This window comes from Kineococcus sp. R86509 (genome assembly GCF_042466365.1).
In the GTDB taxonomy this organism is placed as follows: Bacteria; Actinomycetota; Actinomycetes; order Actinomycetales; family Kineococcaceae; genus Kineococcus.
On the sequence record NZ_JAXHCE010000001.1, the window covers coordinates 565243 to 582308 of the forward strand.

Sequence of the window (17066 nt, forward strand, 5' to 3'; positions counted from 1 at the left end):
TCTCCTTGGCTCAGCGGCGCACGACGCGCCGCAGGGTGCCCGTGAGCGCACGGACGTCGGTGGGGGCGGTGAACCGGGCCACGAGCGCCCAGACGAGGACGGCGAGCACGCCGACGCCGACGCCGAGGGCGACCTCGCCCGCGATCCCGTGCACGCCGACCCGGGCCCCGACCAGCCCGCCCACGAGCCCGCCCGCGAACGCCGAGAGCAGCGAGGCGACGACGACGCGGACGAGCCCGGTGAGGGATCCGGGTCCGGCTGCGCGGTGGACGGCGCGCAGCAGCAGGACCCCGGCCACGGTGAGCCCGAGGGTGTGCGCGAGGGCGAGCGCGCTCACGACGCGCTCGTCGGGCAGCACCGCCGGCAGGACGACGACGCCGATGAGGACGACGACCCAGCCGGCCACCGTGCCGGCCGCCGCGGAGCGCCCCTCGCCGAGGGCGTAGAGCGCCCGGGTCAGCAGGGCGACGAGTCCGTACCCCAGCAGTCCCGGCGCGAAGAGGACCAGTGCCGCCGCGAGGTCCCCGGACTGCCCGGACCCGACACGACTCGCGACGAAGACGACGGCGACCGGCGCGGCGACGGCCGCGAGGGCAGCGGCCCCGAGCGAGCTGACCAGCAGGACGACGCGCACCGCGGGCGCGAGGATCGTCGCGAAGTCCTCGTGGGCCCCTTCCGCAGCGCGCGAGAGGCGTGGGAAGACGGCGGTGGCGACGGGGACGGCGAGCACGGCGTAGGGCAGCAGGAACATCGCCCAGGCGTAGCTCCAGCGGTTCACCGCACCGGTCGCGCCGTCGTTCGCGGCCACCGTGATCGCGATGGTCACCACCTGCTGGGCGAGCAGGACGGCGAGTCCGGACAGGGCCAGCGAGCGCAACCGGGACCCGTCGCCGGGGGTCGGGCGCAGGGTCGGGCGCCAGCGGACGGCGCTGCGCAGGGCCGGAGCGTGCGCGAGGGCCAGCACGAGGACCCCGAGGGTGGTCCCCCCGGCGAGCACCGCCACGGCCCGGTCGGGGACCGCGGCCAGGTTCCCGCGGACGACCGCGGCCGGGACCATCCAGCCGACGACCAGGTAGGCGAGGCCGACGACGAGGCTGGAGACCAGGGGCGCGGCGGCCGGGGCGGTGAAGCGTTGCTGGGCCTGCAGGACCCCGGCGAAGACGACGGCGACGGCGTACAGCGGGACCTGCGGCAGGAAGACCCACAACATGACGGTGCCGGTGCGCAGCAATGAGTCCCCGCACCCCTCGACGGAGCCGCCACGCAGCAGCAGCCCCATGACGGGCCGCGCCAGCAACGCCGTGAGCCCGGCGACGACGACGAGGACGAGGACGCTCCAGGTGAGCGCGGCCGACGCCGTCCGGGACGCGTCGGCACGTTGGCGCTCGTCCCCCGAGGCGAGCCGGGAGGACAGCAGCGGCACCAGGACCCCCGCCAGCGCCCCTCCCGCCACGACCTCGAAGAGGACGTTGGGGACCTGGTTGGCGGTCTGGTAGGCAGTGCCGAGACAGGTGTCACCGACGGTCTGGCTGAAGGCGAGGATCCGGCCGAACCCCGCGAGGCGGGCGAAGACCGTCAGCAGGGCGACCGACGCCGCGGCGGCGGCGACCGAGCGGACCTTCGGCGTCACGGACGGCCGAGGCGGTCGAGCTCCCGCAGCACCGGCACGGACTCGATGACCCGGCTGAAGCTGATCCGTTCCGAGGCCAGGGTCAGCCCCACCACGGTGGCCAGGGCCAGGCAGCGACCAGGCCGGTCCCACCGGGCGAGCGCGGCGACGCCGAGGACCCCGCCGAGGGCGTTCGCGCCGGTGTCGCCGAGCATGCTGCGCCCGGCGAGATCGTCGGGCAGGACGGCCGAGCAGGCGCCGAGGACGGCGGCCGCGCAGGGGCGGGCCGCCGCCGCGCCGGCACTGCCGGAGGCTCCCACGGCCAACGACACGGCCACGACCGTCGCGACCTTCACCGCACGCCCCGGACGCAGGTCGAAGAGGTTCAGCAGGTTGGCGCTGCCCGCCACCAAGGCACCACCGACGAGGGTGTTGACCACCTGCCCGGCCGTGCGGGGCCGGTCCACCACCACCGCGGCGGCGAGCCCGGTCGCGCCGATGCCCAGCACCTTCCAGGCCCCCGTGGTGACACGACGCCGGCGCAGCGCCTCGAGGTGACCGCGGAGACCACGCGCACCGGCGTCCCGGTCCCCGGCCCGTTCGGTGAGGTCGTCCAACGCGCCGAAGGCCCCCGCACCGAGGGCCGCGACGACTCCCGCGACCCGGTACGGCGGTCGGGAGGCCAACGACCCGGTGGCGACGGCGAGGGCCGCGGTGGGCCCCTCGAGCAGGGTGACGGTTGCTCCGCGGTGGTTCCGGCGGTCCCAACGCCCTGCCCCCGCCGGCGGGTGGTCCCGCAGCAGCGCGCCGAGGCGGCGACCCGCCCCGCGGGCTGCGGTGAGCGCCAGCGCGGAGCGCGGGGTCGAGGCGCCGTTCACTGCGGTGCCGCCGGCAGCTGCGGGGAGACGGCGTCGGCGGAGCCCGCGGTCCCGTACTGGCCCGCGCCTCCGGACAGCTGCTGGCGCAGCCCGAGGACGACGTTGACCCGCCCGATCGGGGAGTCGAGGTCGTCGACCCCGCTGACGGTGGCCGCGACGTCCTTGTCGGAACGCAGCGCCGCGACCGGTCCACCGTCGGCGGCCGCCTCGGGCGGACCCGCGAGCAGCGCGCCCGCACTGGCGGCGTCGAGCTCGCGGGCGAGCGCGACCCAGGCCGCGTCGTCCTTGGTGACCTGGGCGTCGGTGGCGTCGGAGTCGGGCGCCCCACCGACGAGCAGGGCGAGCGTCGCCCGTTGACCGCTCGCGTCGGTTCCGCCGTCGACCTCGACGAGGCCCGCGTCGGTCAGCGTCTTCAGCACCGCTGCACCGCCTTCGTCTGGCTGACCGGTCTGCGCGAGCTCGGTGGTGACGAGGGCCCGGGCCAGTTCCGCGGCGAGCACGTCCTCGGTGCCGGCGTCGGTGGCCGGCGCCGTGGTCAGCTGACCGGTCAGCTCGTCGGCGACGTCGTCGCGGTCGCTCTGCTTCGCGGGGTCGATCCAGCTGTTCTGGATCGTGACCTGCGTGGACACGATCGCACCCGCCTGCTCCAGGACGTCGACGGTGGCGTCGACCTGGCTGGAGTCGGCACCGGGGAGTTCCACGACGGCGACGCTGCGACCACCGAGCTGACGGGCGACCAACGCCGGCGTGACAGCCTCGGCCCAGCTGTCCTGCGCCTTGGTGGCCGTGAGCGCGGCGTCGCGTTCAGAGCGCAACTGGTTCTTCTCCGCGGTCAGCTGCTTCACCTGGTCGGTGATCCCCGTCGAGATGCCCTCGTTCAGCGGACCGGCGCCCAGGACGATCCCGACGGCGAGCGCGAGGAAGATCGACACCAGCGAGACGACGTGGTATCGGAAGTCGATCACTGGGCATCCTGTCGTCGAGAAGTGGTGCGGTGCAGTCGGTCCAGGCGCCCTCGGCGGGACGCGCCGGTCACGGCCCCTCCCCCGGCAGCAGGCCGAGGAACCCCGCCCACAGGTCTTCGAAGCGGGCACCGGTGACCGCGAGGATCGCCTGGCCCGTCGGGGTGACCAGCAGCGCGGCGACGAGGGCCAGCACGCCGGAGAGGACGAGGACGACGACCTGGGAGTCGGAGACCCGGGACCGGTAGAGCCGGGACACCCCCTTGGCGTCGACGAGCTTGCCGCCGACGCGCAACCGGGTGAGGAAGGTGCTGGCCATGCCCGAGCGGCCCTTGTCCAGGAACTCCACGAGGGTCACGTGGGTGCCGACGGCGGCGATGAGCGTCGCACCCTTGTCGTCGGCGAGCAGCATCGCGACGTCCTCGCTGGTCCCGGTGGCGGGGAAGACGACCGCGTCGATGCCCAGCGACCGGACCCGTTCCAGACCGGGCGCACGCCCGTCGCGGTAGGCGTGCACGACGACCTCGGCGCCGCAGCGCAGCGCCGCGTCCGAGACGGAGTCCATGTCACCGACGATCAGGCCAGGTTTGTACCCGGCCTCGAGGATCGCGTCGGCGCCCCCGTCCACCCCGATGAGGACCGGCTTGTACTCGCGGATGTAGGGCCGCAGCGTGACCAGGTCCTCCTTGTAGTGGTACCCGCGGACCACGATGAGGACGTGGCGACCGTCGAGGTCGGTGCGGATGTCGGGCACCCCGACCCCGTCGAGCAGGAGGTCGCGCTCGCGGCGCAGGTACTCCATCGTGTTCGCCGCGAAGGCCTCCAACTGCAACGACAGACCCGCGCGAGCGACCTCCATGTCCGCGGCGACGACCTCGGGGGTCAACCGGCGTCCGCGGGCCACGACCTGCCCGTCGACGCGGACGACGTCGTCGTCGAGCTGGAGCTTCGCGCCCTCGACGAGCGCGGTCATGGCGTCGTCCCCGACCTCGTCGATGACGGGGATGCCGGCGTCGACGAGGATTCCGGGTCCGAGGTTCGGGTAGCGGCCGGAGGTGCTGCGGGAGGCGTTCACCACCGCGGCCGGGTGGCAGGCGACGAGCGCCTCGGCGGAGACCCGGTCGAGGTCGAGGTGGTCGATGACGGCGACGTCCCCGGGTTTGAGGCGTTTGGTGAGCCGTTTGGTCCGGCGGTCCACCCGCGCCGTCCCCTTCACCACGTCGAGGGTGCCGGTCGTCCCGTTCGACTCGGCTCCGGCCGCGTCACCGCGCGCTCGTCGCCGCCTGATCACCGTCGAACTCCTCCACCCCTACGTCGCACGCCCGCGCGGCTTCCGCGCAGCAGTGCTCGATCGTCCCACGGGTGCAGGACCGCCCCGTGCCGCACGCGCCGGACGTGACCTGCTCGTGCGCCCGGCCCCGGTCTCCTGCACCGCTTCCGCACGCGAGGAGTTCAAGAGCTCCTCGGCGTGCGCGCGGGCGGTCCCCGACCCGCTGCCGGAGAGCATCCGGGCGAGCTCGGTGACCCGTCCCTCGTCGTCGAGACGCACCACCCCGGACTCGGTCACGCTGCCGTCGTCGGTCTTGACGACCGTGAGGTGGCTGTCGGCGAAGGCCGCGACCTGGGCGAGGTGGGTGACGACGACGACCTGGGTCGTGCGCGCCAGCCGTGCCAGCCGTCGGCCGATCTCGACCGCGGCGCGGCCCCCCACACCCGCGTCGACCTCGTCGAAGACCATGGTCGGCACGGGGTCGGTCCCGGCCAGGACGACCTCGAGGGCCAGCATCACCCGGGACAGCTCACCGCCCGAGGCACCGCGCGACAGCGGTCGTGGGGCCGCCCCGGAGTGCGCGGCGAGGAGCAGTTCGACGCTGTCGCAACCCCACGGTCCGAGGTCGTGGCCGGTGTGGACGGCGACCTCGATGCGCGCGCTGGGCATGGCGAGCGCGGTGAGCTCGCTCGCCACCCGCTCCTCCAGCGTCGACGCGGCGGCCCGGCGGGCGACGCTGAGTCGAGCGGCCAGGGCGCGCAACTGTCCCTCGAGCTCGTCGCGTTCCTTGGCCAGTGTCTCCAGCCGGCCGTCGTCGTCGAGGTCGAGCAGCCTCTCCGCCGCGCCCCCCGCCCACCGGAGCACTCCCGCGACCCCCTCGGAGGGGTCGGTCGCGTAGCGACGCACCAGCGACGTCAGGAGCGCACGGCGTTCCTGGACGACGGCGAGGCGCAACGGGTCGGCCTCGAGGGACTGCGCGTAGGCCGCGACCTCGGTCGCGAGGTCCGCCAACAGGTAGGAGACCTCCCCGGCGCGGGCCGCGAACCCGGACAGCGCCGGGTCGTGATCGCCGGCCTGGCTCAGGGCGCGACGGGCGCTGTCGACCCGTGCGTCGGCCCCGCCCTCCCCGCTTCCGTCTCCCCCGCTGGCCTCTCCGGTGAGCGCCTCGTGAGCCGTCGAGACGGCCTCCCGGAGGACCTCGACGTGGGCGAGGCGATCGGACTCCTCACGCAGCGCGACGTCCTCCTCGGGCTGGGGATCGACGCGTTCCACCTCCTCCAGGCCCAGTCGCAGCAGCTCCGCCTCGCGGGCCCGCTCGGCGGAGTGGCCGGCGACGTGGTCGTGCTCGGCGCTGAGGGTCCGCCAGCGGGCGTGGACCTGCTGGTACTCGGCGAGGTCCTTCGCCACGACCGCTCCGGCGAAGGCGTCCAGCACGCGCAACTGCTGCGCCCCCGAGCGCAGTCGGAGCTGGTCGGTCTGACCGTGTACGGCGATGAGGTGCTCGGAGATCTCGGCCAGCACCCCGACGGGTGCGCTGCGACCACCGACGTGGGCCCGACTGCGACCGGTCGCCGAGAGGGTCCGGACGAGCAGGAGCTCACCCTCGTCGACCTCGCCGCCCGCCTCGCGGGTGCGGGCCGCGACGGCACCGTCCTCGGGGACCTGGATCCGGCCCTCGACGACGGCCGCGTCGTCGCCCGCGCGGACGGCTCCGGCGTCGGCGCGCTCCCCCATGAGCAGTCCGAGACCGGTCACGACCATCGTCTTGCCCGCGCCGGTCTCCCCGCTGATCACGGTGAGCCCGGGCCCCAGGGGGAGCCGCGCGTCGCGGATGACCCCCAGGGAGCGGATGTGCATCTCCTCGATCACGCCGTCACCCGTCCTCGCTCGAGCGCGGACCCCGCCAGCCCTGGACGGGCAGGCCGAACTTGGCCACGAGCCGGTCGGTGAAGCTGCCGGAGCTCAGCCGCGCCAGCCGGATCGTCTGGGGCGAGCGACGGACCTCGACGCGTGCACCGGCCGGGGCCGCGAACGTCCGTCGACCGTCGCACCACAGGACCCCGCCGTCACCCATCCCCTGCAGGACCTCGATCCCCACGACGGAGGTGGGGGCGATGACCAGCGGCCGGGCGAAGAGGGCGTGCGCGCTGATCGGGACGACGAGCAGCGCCTCGACCTCGGGCCAGACCACGGGGCCCCCGGCGGAGAACGCGTAGGCGGTCGAGCCCGTCGGTGTCGCTGCGATGACCCCGTCGGCGCCGAACGTGCTCAGTGGTCGACCGTCGACGTCGACGACGAGCTCCAGCATCCGCTCGCGGTTGGCCTTCTCGACCGAGACCTCGTTCACCGCCCACGAGGAGGCCACGACCTGACCGTCGAGGACGACCTGCACGTCGAGGGTCATGCGCTCCTCGACGCGATAGTCGGCCGCGACGACCCGCGTGACGGTCCCGACGATCTCCTCGCGTTCGGCCTCCGCGAGGAAGCCGACGTGGCCGAGGTTGACCCCGAGCAGTGTCGTGTCGGTGCCGCGGACGAGCTCGGCGGCCCGCAGGATCGTGCCGTCCCCGCCCAGGACGATGACCATCTCGGCCCCGAGGACGGCACCCTCGAGGTCGCACTCCTCGACCAGCGCGCGGTCGTCGACGCTCAACGCCGACGCCTCGTCCGGGGTCATCAGGGTGCGGATCCCCGCCTCGTGGAAGCGGTGCACCACCTTGGTCAGCGCGGACACCGCCTCGGAGCGACCGGTGTGGGCGAGCACCAGGACGGAACGCTCCGCCGCCGGGACGACAGCCTGTCGCCCGGTCACGACAACCCCGCCTGGGGGCCCTCGGCGATCGCCCGGGCGAGGTCGTCCTCATCCAGGGCAGGCGCACCCGCACCCAGGTGCAGGAAGTACTCGACGTTGCCGGAGGGGCCGGGGAGCGGGCTCGCGGCGACGCCGCGCACCCCCAGGCCGAGGGTGGCCGCGGCCGCCGCGACCGTCCGGACCGCGCCGGCACGCAGCTCAGCGCTGCGGACCACACCTCCCGCGCCGAGCGCGTCGCGGCCGACTTCGAACTGCGGTTTGACCATGAGCACGTGTTCCGCCTCGGGAGTGACGCACCGCACCAGCGCGGGCAGGACGAGCGTCAGGGAGATGAAGGACAGGTCGGCGACGACCAGCGAGGGCGCCGGAGCGACGACCTCGGGTTCGAGGGTGCGGACGTTGGTGCGCTCCACGACCGTCACGCGGTCGTCGGTGCGCAGCGACCAGGCGATCTGGCCGTAGCCGACGTCGACCGCGACGACGTGCCCGGCGCCCCGCCGGAGCAGGACGTCGGTGAAACCGCCGGTGCTGGCCCCGGCGTCGAGACAGCGACGCCCGGTGACGTCGACGGCGAACGCGTCGAGGGCGCCCACGAGCTTGTGGGCACCCCGGGAGACGTACTCGTCCTCGGCCGTGACCTCCTCGACGAGGATCGCGGCGGCGACGTCGACCTGGGTCGCGGGTTTGGCCGCGGTCGCGCCGCCGACGCGCACGCGACCCGCGGTCACCAGTTCGCTCGCGTGCTCACGCGACCTGGCCAGACCTCGACGCACCAGTTCCGCGTCGAGGCGGAGCCTGCGGACGGCCACCGTCATCCCTCCGTCGCAGCCAACCGCTCGCGCAGGGCGAGGTCGACGGCGGTGTAGACGTCCACGTGGTCGTGGACGCTGACGGCCTCGAGGCCGTCGAGCCGGGCGAGGGCGTGGTCGAGCGCCTCGTCGTGGGAAGTCGAGCGCGGGGACGGACCGGGCTTCGGCGCCTGGCTGCAAACGTCCTCGGGGTTCATCACGGGCGCCACGCTACAAGCCCGGTCCGACGCGCTCGGGGACGTCGTCCACAGCCGCGCGTTCGACCGGCTGTTCGACCAGTCCGTCGAGCGCCTCGACCGCGGCGGCGAGGTCGACGTCCAGCCCCCCGTCCACGCCGGCCCAGACGGCTGCGGCAGCCGCCCGCAGCACGTCGAGCCCGTCCGGACCGACCTCCCCGGCGCGGACGACCAGCGACCCACGATCGACCTCGACCCGCGCGTCACGACAGGTCGCGAGGACTCCGTGGGGGCGCTGCACGACCTCCACCGCGGGGTGGACGTCGGCGAGGCCCCGCAGGTCGTGGCTGACGTGCCCGGGTCGCTCGTGCGGTTTCGCCGCGAGGAGTTCCCCGACCCCGGTCACGCCGGTGAGGACGAGCAGACCGGGGAGGCCGGCGGTGCGCGCTCCCTGCAGGTCGGTGTCCAGGCGGTCCCCGACGACGAGGGCGTTCTTCGCCCCCAACCGCTGCACGGCCGCGTCGAAGAGGGCGCGCTCCGGCTTGCCGCAGACGACGTCCGGGCCCCGCCCCGCTGCGCGGGCGACGAGGTCCACCAGCAGCCCGTTGCCCGGTGCGGGGCCTCCCGGGGTCGGCACCGTCGCGTCGAGGTTCGTCGCGACCCACGGCAGACCCGAGCGGACCGCGTGGGTCGCTTCGGCGAGCTGGGCCCAGCTCAGGTCCGGGGAGAACCCCTGGACGACGGCGACGGCCTCGGTGCGGTTCTCGGTGGGGCGCAGTCCCACGTCCTCCAGCGCCACGCGCAGTCCGGTGCCCCCGACGAGCAGCACCGCCGACCCGGGAGGCAGTTCGGCGGCCAGGTGGTCGGCGGCGGCCTGCGCGGAGTTGACGACGTCCTCATCGGCGGCAGGGACGCCGAGGTCGCGCAGGTGGCCCGCGACGGTCGCCGGGGTGCGGGAGGCGTTGTTGGTGATGAACCCCAGCCGGAGTCCCGCCGCGACGGCGACCTCGAGCGCGGAGACGGCGTGCGGAACGGCGTCCGGCCCGACGTAGACGACACCGTCGAGGTCGAGCAACAGGACGTCGTGGTCGTCGAGGAGGGAACCGGTGCTGGCGGACAGGGTGGTGCTCACGGACTCCCCGGGATCTGGCGCGCCGCGATCGTGGCGCGGACCTGTCGAAGGCGGTCGGCGTACTCCGGACGGTCTGGACGCATGGCGTGCGCCATGGCCAGGTGTTCGGCTGCGAGGCCGAACCGTCCGAGGCGGCTGAGGCAGAGACCCAGCCCGAAGTGAGCGTAGTCGTCGGCCGGCCGGGCGACCGCGAGGTCCCGGAAGGACTGCGCCGCTCCTGCCACGTCACCGGAGTCGTACTGGGCCCTGGCCAGGGCCTCCAGGACTCCGGTCGAGCTCGGTTCCTCGCCGTGGGCCCGGGCCAGCAACGTCGCCGCCGCCGCGGCTTCACCGGCTGCGAGCAAGGCCAGACCGCGGTGGAGCCACTCGTAGGTCCCCCCACTGGGACGCCCGCTCGAGCGGTCTCCGTCTCCCTCGGGAGAGCTATGGGACACGGTGGACCTCCTCGCGATCAGGGGTGGAACGGTCGACGACTGCTCCGACCGTAGGATGCGACGGGTGGAGGACGCACGCACGGGAACGCGTGCCCGACCAGGATCACCGTCGCGACCAGCCGAGTCACCAGGTCCTCTGCTCCGGCCGTTCCCCGGCCTGCGCTACGACCCGGTCGTCGCTGGCCCGCTCGCCTCACTGCTGGCCCCACCGCACACCGAACTGGACCGCAGCACGCGGACAGCTCTGTTGGCGTCCTCGCGCTACGTCGTGACCCACCTGGAACGCCCCGAGTACGACGCCGGCCCCGGCCGCGCCGTGCAACGGTGGTTGGACGAGGGAGCGCTGGTCCAGGACGAACCCAGCTTCTACGTCGTCCGCCAGGAGCAGGACGGACGTGTGCAGCACTTCCTGATGGGGCAACTCGACGTGTCCGCGTACGACGACCGCGTGCATCCGCACGAGGGCGTCTTCGAGCAGGCCGTCACCGCGAGGCTGGAACGGCTGGAGACGACGGGTGTGGATTCCGAGCCCGTCCTCGTGGTCGACAGGCATCCCTGGCCGTTGTCCTGGACCGACCCGGCCTCGCTCGGTTGGCGGGTCGAGGTCGCGGAGAACGACCGGTGCCACGTGGAGGTCTGGCAGCTCGACGATCCAGACGTGCTGACGGAACTCACCGCGGCGTCGGCAACGCACCGGTTCCTCATCGCTGACGGGCACCACCGCCACGCGGCAGTCCTCCGAGCCGCGCAACGCGACGGGACTCCGCACTCGTTGCTGGTCGCGGTCGCCGACGACGCGATCGAACCGGTCGACCTCCGCGCGCTGCACCGGGTCCTGCCGCGGGCAGCCGCTCAGGAGGTGCTTCGACGAGCCCCCCGACGACGCGACGTCGTGGTGAAGAACGCCGCAGGAGTCGCCCTCATCGTGGACGCCCTGGGATTCGAGCAGGCTCTGGTGGTCTGTGACGGAGCCAGCGTCGTGGTCGAGTGCCCGCCCGCCACCGGGACGACGGTCGGGAGTGGCGCGTGGGTCGACACGGTCGTGCGGGGGTTCGGCACGGGCAACTCCGACGTGCGCTACCGACCCGACGCCGGCGCGATCTGGTCGACCCTCGGCGACCGCGCCGGGGTCTTCCTCCCCAAACCCCGGGTGCCGGCCCTCCAAGAGCTCGTCCACGGAGGCAGCAGCCTCGGGAGGAAGACGACGTCCTTCCGCCCCAAGCCCCTCGCGGGGACCGTCCTGCGCTTGCGCTGAGAACTGCGCAGGATCGGCTGTTCCAGCCTGAAACGGGGCAGAAACACGTGTGGGGAGCAACCCACACAAGGGTTGCTCCCCACACACTTATCACCAAAGGTGAGTGGCCGGCGGTGACCTACTCTCCCACCCAGTCTCCCGAGCAGTACCATCGGCGCAGGTGGGCTTAGCTTCCGGGTTCGGAATGAGACCGGGCGTTTCCCCACCGCTATGACCACCGGACCACAAAGGCCAGGATCAAACCACACCCCCCCACCCCCACGAATGGGACTGGAGCGTGTGTTCGAGTTCTCTCCCGAGAACCACACAATGGACGCGAACACCACAACAGCAGTGAAATCGTTAGTTGGATTGTTATCACACTCGCCCCGACCCACCAACCCACCACTCATCAAGTGGCGGCAGCTGGTGCGTGGTAGACAAGTGATCGGCTTATTAGTACCGGTCAGCTCCACAGCTCTCTCGTCGCTGCTTCCACACCCGGCCTATCAACCCCGTGATCTACAGGGAGCCTCCCACCCCTTCAACAGGGCACGGAAACCTCATCTCGAAGCAGGCTTCCCGCTTAGATGCCTTCAGCGGTTATCCCTTCCGAACGTAGCCAACCAGCCATGCTCCTGGCGGAACAACTGGCACACCAGAGGTTCGTCCGTCCCGGTCCTCTCGTACTAGGGACAGCCCTTCTCAAGTTTCCAACGCGCGCAGCGGATAGGGACCGAACTGTCTCACGACGTTCTAAACCCAGCTCGCGTACCGCTTTAATGGGCGAACAGCCCAACCCTTGGGACCTACTCCAGCCCCAGGATGCGACGAGCCGACATCGAGGTGCCAAACCATGCCGTCGATATGGACTCTTGGGCAAGATCAGCCTGTTATCCCCGGGGTACCTTTTATCCGTTGAGCGACCGCGATTCCACACTCCACGGCCGGATCACTAGTCCCGACTTTCGTCCCTGCTCGACCTGTCGGTCTCACAGTCAAGCTCCCTTGTGCACTTACACTCAACACCTGATTGCCAACCAGGCTGAGGGAACCTTTGGGCGCCTCCGTTACTCTTTAGGAGGCAACCGCCCCAGTTAAACTACCCATCAGGCACTGTCCCTGATCCGGATCACGGACCGAAGTTAGACATCCAGAACGACCAGAGTGGTATTTCAACGATGACTCCACCATCACTAGCGTGACCGCTTCACAGTCTCCCACCTATCCTACACAAGCCGTCCCGAACACCAATACCAAACTATAGTGAAGGTCCCGGGGTCTTTCCGTCCTGCTGCGCGTAACGAGCATCTTTACTCGTAGTGCAATTTCGCCGAGTTCGCGGTTGAGACAGCGGGGAAGTCGTTACGCCATTCGTGCAGGTCGGAACTTACCCGACAAGGAATTTCGCTACCTTAGGATGGTTATAGTTACCACCGCCGTTTACTGGCGCTTAAGTTCTCAGCGTCCCCACTTGCGTGGGTAACCGGTCCCCTTAACGTTCCAGCACCGGGCAGGCGTCAGTCCGTATACATCGTCTTGCGACTTCGCACGGACCTGTGTTTTTAGTAAACAGTCGCTTCCCCCTGGTCTCTGCGGCCCTCAAACGCTAGCCCGCAAGGAGCTTCACGTCTCAGGCCCCCCTTCTCCCGAAGTTACGGGGGCATTTTGCCGAGTTCCTTAACCACGATTCACTCGAACGCCTCGGTATTCTCTACCTGACCACCTGAGTCGGTTTAGGGTACGGGCGGCTCGAACCTCGCGCCGAGGCTTTTCTAGGCAGCATGGGATCACCCTACTTCCCCCCGAAAGGGTCACCATCAGGTCTCAGACACGACATTGAAGTCAGAAGTGCGGATTTACCAACACCTCGCCCTACACCCTTGGACGTGGACAACCATCGCCACGCGGAAGCTACCCTCCTGCGTCACCCCTGTTAATACGCTTGACTACTACCGGATCGGATCACACGCTCCACCAACCACCACCCGAAGGCAGTGACGGCTTAGGGTGCTTAGCATCCCCGGCCTCACCATGGACGGTTCTACGCCGGTACGGGAATATCAACCCGTTGTCCATCGACTACGCCTGTCGGCCTCGCCTTAGGTCCCGACTTACCCAGGGCGGATGAACCTAGCCCTGGAACCCTTGGTCAATCGGCGGACGGGTTTCTCACCCGTCATTCGCTACTCATGCCTGCATTCTCACTCGCGTGCAGTCCACAACCCATCACCAGGCTGCTTCACCCCACACACGACGCTCCCCTACCCATCCACACACCTGCCCACAACCACCACCCACCACCACAAGGACAGCAGACCTGATTGAGAGAGATTAATATGTGAATGCCACAGCTTCGGCGGTGTACTTGAGCCCCGCTACATTGTCGGCGCGGAATCACTTGACCAGTGAGCTATTACGCACTCTTTCAAGGGTGGCTGCTTCTAAGCCAACCTCCTGGTTGTCTGCGCAACTCCACATCCTTTCCCACTTAGCACACGCTTAGGGGCCTTAGCTGATGATCTGGGCTGTTTCCCTCTCGACTACGAAGCTTATCCCCCGCAGTCTCACTGCCACGCTCTCACTTACCGGCATTCGGAGTTTGGCTGACGTCAGTAACCCGGTGGGGCCCATTAGCCATCCAGTAGCTCTACCTCCGGCAAGAAACACGTGACGCTGCACCTAAATGCATTTCGGGGAGAACCAGCTATCACGGAGTTTGATTGGCCTTTCACCCCTACCCACAGCTCATCCCCCAGGTTTTCAACCCTGGTGGGTTCGGTCCTCCACGCGGTCTTACCCGCGCTTCAACCTGGCCATGGGTAGATCACTCCGCTTCGGGTCTAGAGCACGCGACTATAGGACGCCCTATTCGGACTCGCTTTCGCTACGGCTACCCCACACGGGTTAACCTCGCCACGCACCACTAACTCGCAGGCTCATTCTTCAAAAGGCACGCCGTCACAGGTACAAGCCTGCTCCGACGGATTGTAGGCACACGGTTTCAGGTACTATTTCACTCCCCTCCCGGGGTGCTTTTCACCATTCCCTCACGGTACTTGTCCGCTATCGGTCATCAGGAAGTATTTAGGCTTACCAGGTGGTCCTGGCAGATTCACACGAGATTCCACGAGCCCCGTGCTACTCGGGACATGCTCCCAAGGAGGCCGCAATGTTTCGCCTACGGGGGTCTCACCCACTACGCCGGACCATCCCAGGCCCTTCGGCTACACCACGACTTTCTCACTCCCCGACCAGGTGGTAGCCCAGTCCAGAACACTCCCACAACCCCAACCCCGCAACCCCTACCAGGTATCACACGGAACTGGTTTAGCCTCATCCGCTTTCGCTCGCCACTACTCACGGAATCATTATTTATTTTCTCTTCCTGTGGGTACTGAGATGTTTCACTTCCCCACGTTCCCTCCACACACCCTATACATTCAGGTGCGGGTGACCGCCCATGACGACGGCCGGGTTTCCCCATTCGGACACCCTCGGATCAACATTCGGTTGCCAACTCCCCGAGGCTTATCGCAGGCTCCCACGTCCTTCATCGGCTCCTGATGCCAAGGCATCCACCATGCGCCCTTACACACTTGACCACCACACACCACCCACCACCACCAACCCACCCGAAAGCAGGACAACAGCAGTAGAGCAGACATGCAGGTCAAGGCGAAACTGCAATAAAAACCCAAACCACAAAGACAGTACGGACCACCACCCACCGAAGTGAGATGACAGCCCGCTCATCAGAGGATTATCACTCGACGAACATCACTACTTTCACGCCCCTCAAAGGAGCGCTACTTGATGCTCGCGTCCACTGTGCAGTTCTCAACAGACAACCCGCACCCACCCCGTAGAGACCGACACCAGACACCCGAGAAAACTCTCGAGCCGATGTGAACGATCAGGGCAGGCCCAGACCAAGACACCAACCACCAGCCATGCCCGAAAGCACGCCAGCCGGCCGGTCCCTCAGGACCCAACAGTGCGCCAGACACCCCCCGACCCCCACCCCACGTTCCACCCAGACCGAAACCTGAGGTACTAGCGACGCGAGACGTCGAAGAGATGCCGTGTTGATGTTCCACCCTTGAGCACCAGCCGTCGAACATACGCCGACGAAACTGGCCCATCCCCACCACACCTCATACCCCACGAAGGAGGCCTGAGACCTGAGATTCAACTCAGTGACGGGGTTGATGCTCCTTAGAAAGGAGGTGATCCAGCCGCACCTTCCGGTACGGCTACCTTGTTACGACTTCGTCCCAATCGCCAGTCCCACCTTCGACAGCTCCCCCCCTTACGGGTTGGGCCACCGGCTTCGGGTGTTACCGACTTTCATGACGTGACGGGCGGTGTGTACAAGGCCCGGGAACGTATTCACCGCAGCGTTGCTGATCTGCGATTACTAGCGACTCCGACTTCACGGGGTCGAGTTGCAGACCCCGATCCGAACTGAGACCAGCTTTTTGGGATTCGCTCCACCTCACGGTATCGCAGCCCTCTGTACTGGCCATTGTAGCATGCGTGAAGCCCAAGACATAAGGGGCATGATGATTTGACGTCATCCCCACCTTCCTCCGAGTTGACCCCGGCAGTCTCCCATGAGTCCCCACCATAACGTGCTGGCAACATGGAACGAGGGTTGCGCTCGTTGCGGGACTTAACCCAACATCTCACGACACGAGCTGACGACAACCATGCACCACCTGTACGCGACCAACTAAATGACACCCCATCTCTGGGATTCCACCGCGCATGTCAAGCCTTGGTAAGGTTCTTCGCGTTGCATCGAATTAATCCGCATGCTCCGCCGCTTGTGCGGGCCCCCGTCAATTCCTTTGAGTTTTAGCCTTGCGGCCGTACTCCCCAGGCGGGGCGCTTAATGCGTTAGCTGCGGCACGGAATCCGTGGAATGGACCCCACACCTAGCGCCCAACGTTTACGGCATGGACTACCAGGGTATCTAATCCTGTTCGCTCCCCATGCTTTCGCTCCTCAGCGTCAGTAACTGCCCAGAGACCCGCCTTCGCCACCGGTGTTCCTCCTGATATCTGCGCATTTCACCGCTACACCAGGAATTCCAGTCTCCCCTACAGCACTCTAGTGTGCCCGTACCCACTGCAAGCTCAGAGTTGAGCCCTGAGTTTTCACAGCAGACGCGACACACCGCCTACGAGCTCTTTACGCCCAATAATTCCGGACAACGCTTGCACCCTACGTATTACCGCGGCTGCTGGCACGTAGTTAGCCGGTGCTTCTTCTGCTCCTACCGTCACTTTCGCTTCTTCGGAGCTGAAAGAGGTTTACAACCCGAAGGCCGTCATCCCTCACGCGGCGTCGCTGCATCAGGCTTTCGCCCATTGTGCAATATTCCCCACTGCTGCCTCCCGTAGGAGTCTGGGCCGTGTCTCAGTCCCAGTGTGGCCGGTCGCCCTCTCAGGCCGGCTACCCGTCGTCGCCTTGGTAGGCCATTACCCCACCAACAAGCTGATAGGCCGCGAGCCCATCCCCAGCCGAAAAACTTTCCACCCACACTCGATGCCGAGGCAGGTCGTATCCGGTATTAGCCACCGTTTCCAGTGGTTGTCCCAGAGCCAGGGGCAGGTTGCTCACGTGTTACTCACCCGTTCGCCACTGATCCACCCCGAAGGGCTTCACCGTTCGACTTGCATGTGTTAAGCACGCCGCCAGCGTTCGTCCTGAGCCAGGATCAAACTCTCCGTCGAAAAACCTAC

At 68.6% G+C, this 17066-nt stretch carries 11 protein-coding genes and 3 rRNA genes; 1 reads left to right on the forward strand and 13 read right to left on the reverse strand.

What is annotated here, in order from left to right:
* Positions 1-10: 10 nt before the first annotated feature.
* The 10 genes from murJ to SJY07_RS02825 form a co-directional block, all read right to left on the reverse strand.
* A complete protein-coding gene (murJ, locus tag SJY07_RS02780) occupies positions 11-1630 on the reverse strand; it encodes a murein biosynthesis integral membrane protein MurJ (protein ID WP_380156883.1) in 1620 nt (539 codons plus the stop codon).
* Positions 1627-2487, reverse strand: a complete 861-nt coding sequence (locus tag SJY07_RS02785; protein ID WP_380156885.1) for a hypothetical protein — start codon at positions 2485-2487, stop codon at positions 1627-1629. The genes murJ and SJY07_RS02785 overlap by 4 nt, the downstream gene beginning before the upstream one ends.
* Positions 2484-3452: a copper transporter gene (locus tag SJY07_RS02790; protein WP_380156887.1), complete on the reverse strand. Its 969-nt coding sequence runs from the start codon at positions 3450-3452 to the stop codon at positions 2484-2486. Before SJY07_RS02790 ends, SJY07_RS02785 begins: the two co-directional genes overlap by 4 nt.
* A gap of 67 nt (positions 3453-3519) precedes the next feature.
* Complete coding sequence (gene steA / locus SJY07_RS02795) at positions 3520-4740, reverse strand: putative cytokinetic ring protein SteA (RefSeq protein ID WP_328295748.1); 1221 nt, start codon at positions 4738-4740, stop codon at positions 3520-3522.
* An 18-nt stretch (positions 4741-4758) separates the two neighbouring features.
* Positions 4759-6576 carry a DNA repair protein RecN gene (recN, locus tag SJY07_RS02800; RefSeq protein WP_380162117.1) on the reverse strand — a complete coding sequence of 606 codons (1818 nt, stop codon included), beginning with the start codon at positions 6574-6576 and terminating at the stop codon, positions 4759-4761.
* Positions 6577-6592: 16 nt separating this feature from the next.
* Positions 6593-7531, reverse strand: a complete 939-nt coding sequence (locus tag SJY07_RS02805; RefSeq protein WP_380156890.1) for an NAD kinase — start codon at positions 7529-7531, stop codon at positions 6593-6595.
* The gene (locus SJY07_RS02810) at positions 7528-8340 is read right to left on the reverse strand and encodes a TlyA family RNA methyltransferase (protein WP_380156891.1); all 813 of its coding nucleotides are present in this window, start codon (positions 8338-8340) and stop codon (positions 7528-7530) included. The genes SJY07_RS02805 and SJY07_RS02810 overlap by 4 nt, the downstream gene beginning before the upstream one ends.
* Before the next feature lie 2 nt (positions 8341-8342).
* A complete protein-coding gene (locus tag SJY07_RS02815; RefSeq protein WP_380156892.1) occupies positions 8343-8540 on the reverse strand; it encodes a hypothetical protein in 198 nt (65 codons plus the stop codon).
* Positions 8541-8550: 10 nt separating this feature from the next.
* Positions 8551-9648: an HAD-IIA family hydrolase gene (locus SJY07_RS02820; RefSeq protein WP_380156893.1), complete on the reverse strand. Its 1098-nt coding sequence runs from the start codon at positions 9646-9648 to the stop codon at positions 8551-8553.
* Positions 9645-9992, reverse strand: coding sequence for a tetratricopeptide repeat protein (locus tag SJY07_RS02825; protein ID WP_328295742.1), 348 nt, complete (start codon positions 9990-9992; stop codon positions 9645-9647). The genes SJY07_RS02820 and SJY07_RS02825 overlap by 4 nt, the downstream gene beginning before the upstream one ends.
* Before the next feature lie 145 nt (positions 9993-10137).
* On the opposite strand from SJY07_RS02825, the gene SJY07_RS02830 reads away from it, so the two are divergent.
* Complete coding sequence (locus tag SJY07_RS02830) at positions 10138-11337, forward strand: DUF1015 family protein (protein WP_380156894.1); 1200 nt, start codon at positions 10138-10140, stop codon at positions 11335-11337.
* Positions 11338-11442: 105 nt separating this feature from the next.
* Here SJY07_RS02830 and rrf read toward each other — a convergent pair.
* From rrf to SJY07_RS02845, 3 genes are all read right to left on the reverse strand, one after another.
* A 5S ribosomal RNA gene (rrf, locus tag SJY07_RS02835) occupies positions 11443-11559 on the reverse strand.
* Positions 11560-11752: 193 nt separating this feature from the next.
* Positions 11753-14921: ribosomal RNA gene (locus SJY07_RS02840) — 23S ribosomal RNA — on the reverse strand.
* A gap of 617 nt (positions 14922-15538) precedes the next feature.
* Positions 15539-17057: ribosomal RNA gene (locus SJY07_RS02845) — 16S ribosomal RNA — on the reverse strand.
* Together the 16S, 23S and 5S rRNA genes form the textbook arrangement of a ribosomal RNA operon.
* Positions 17058-17066: the final 9 nt, after the last annotated feature.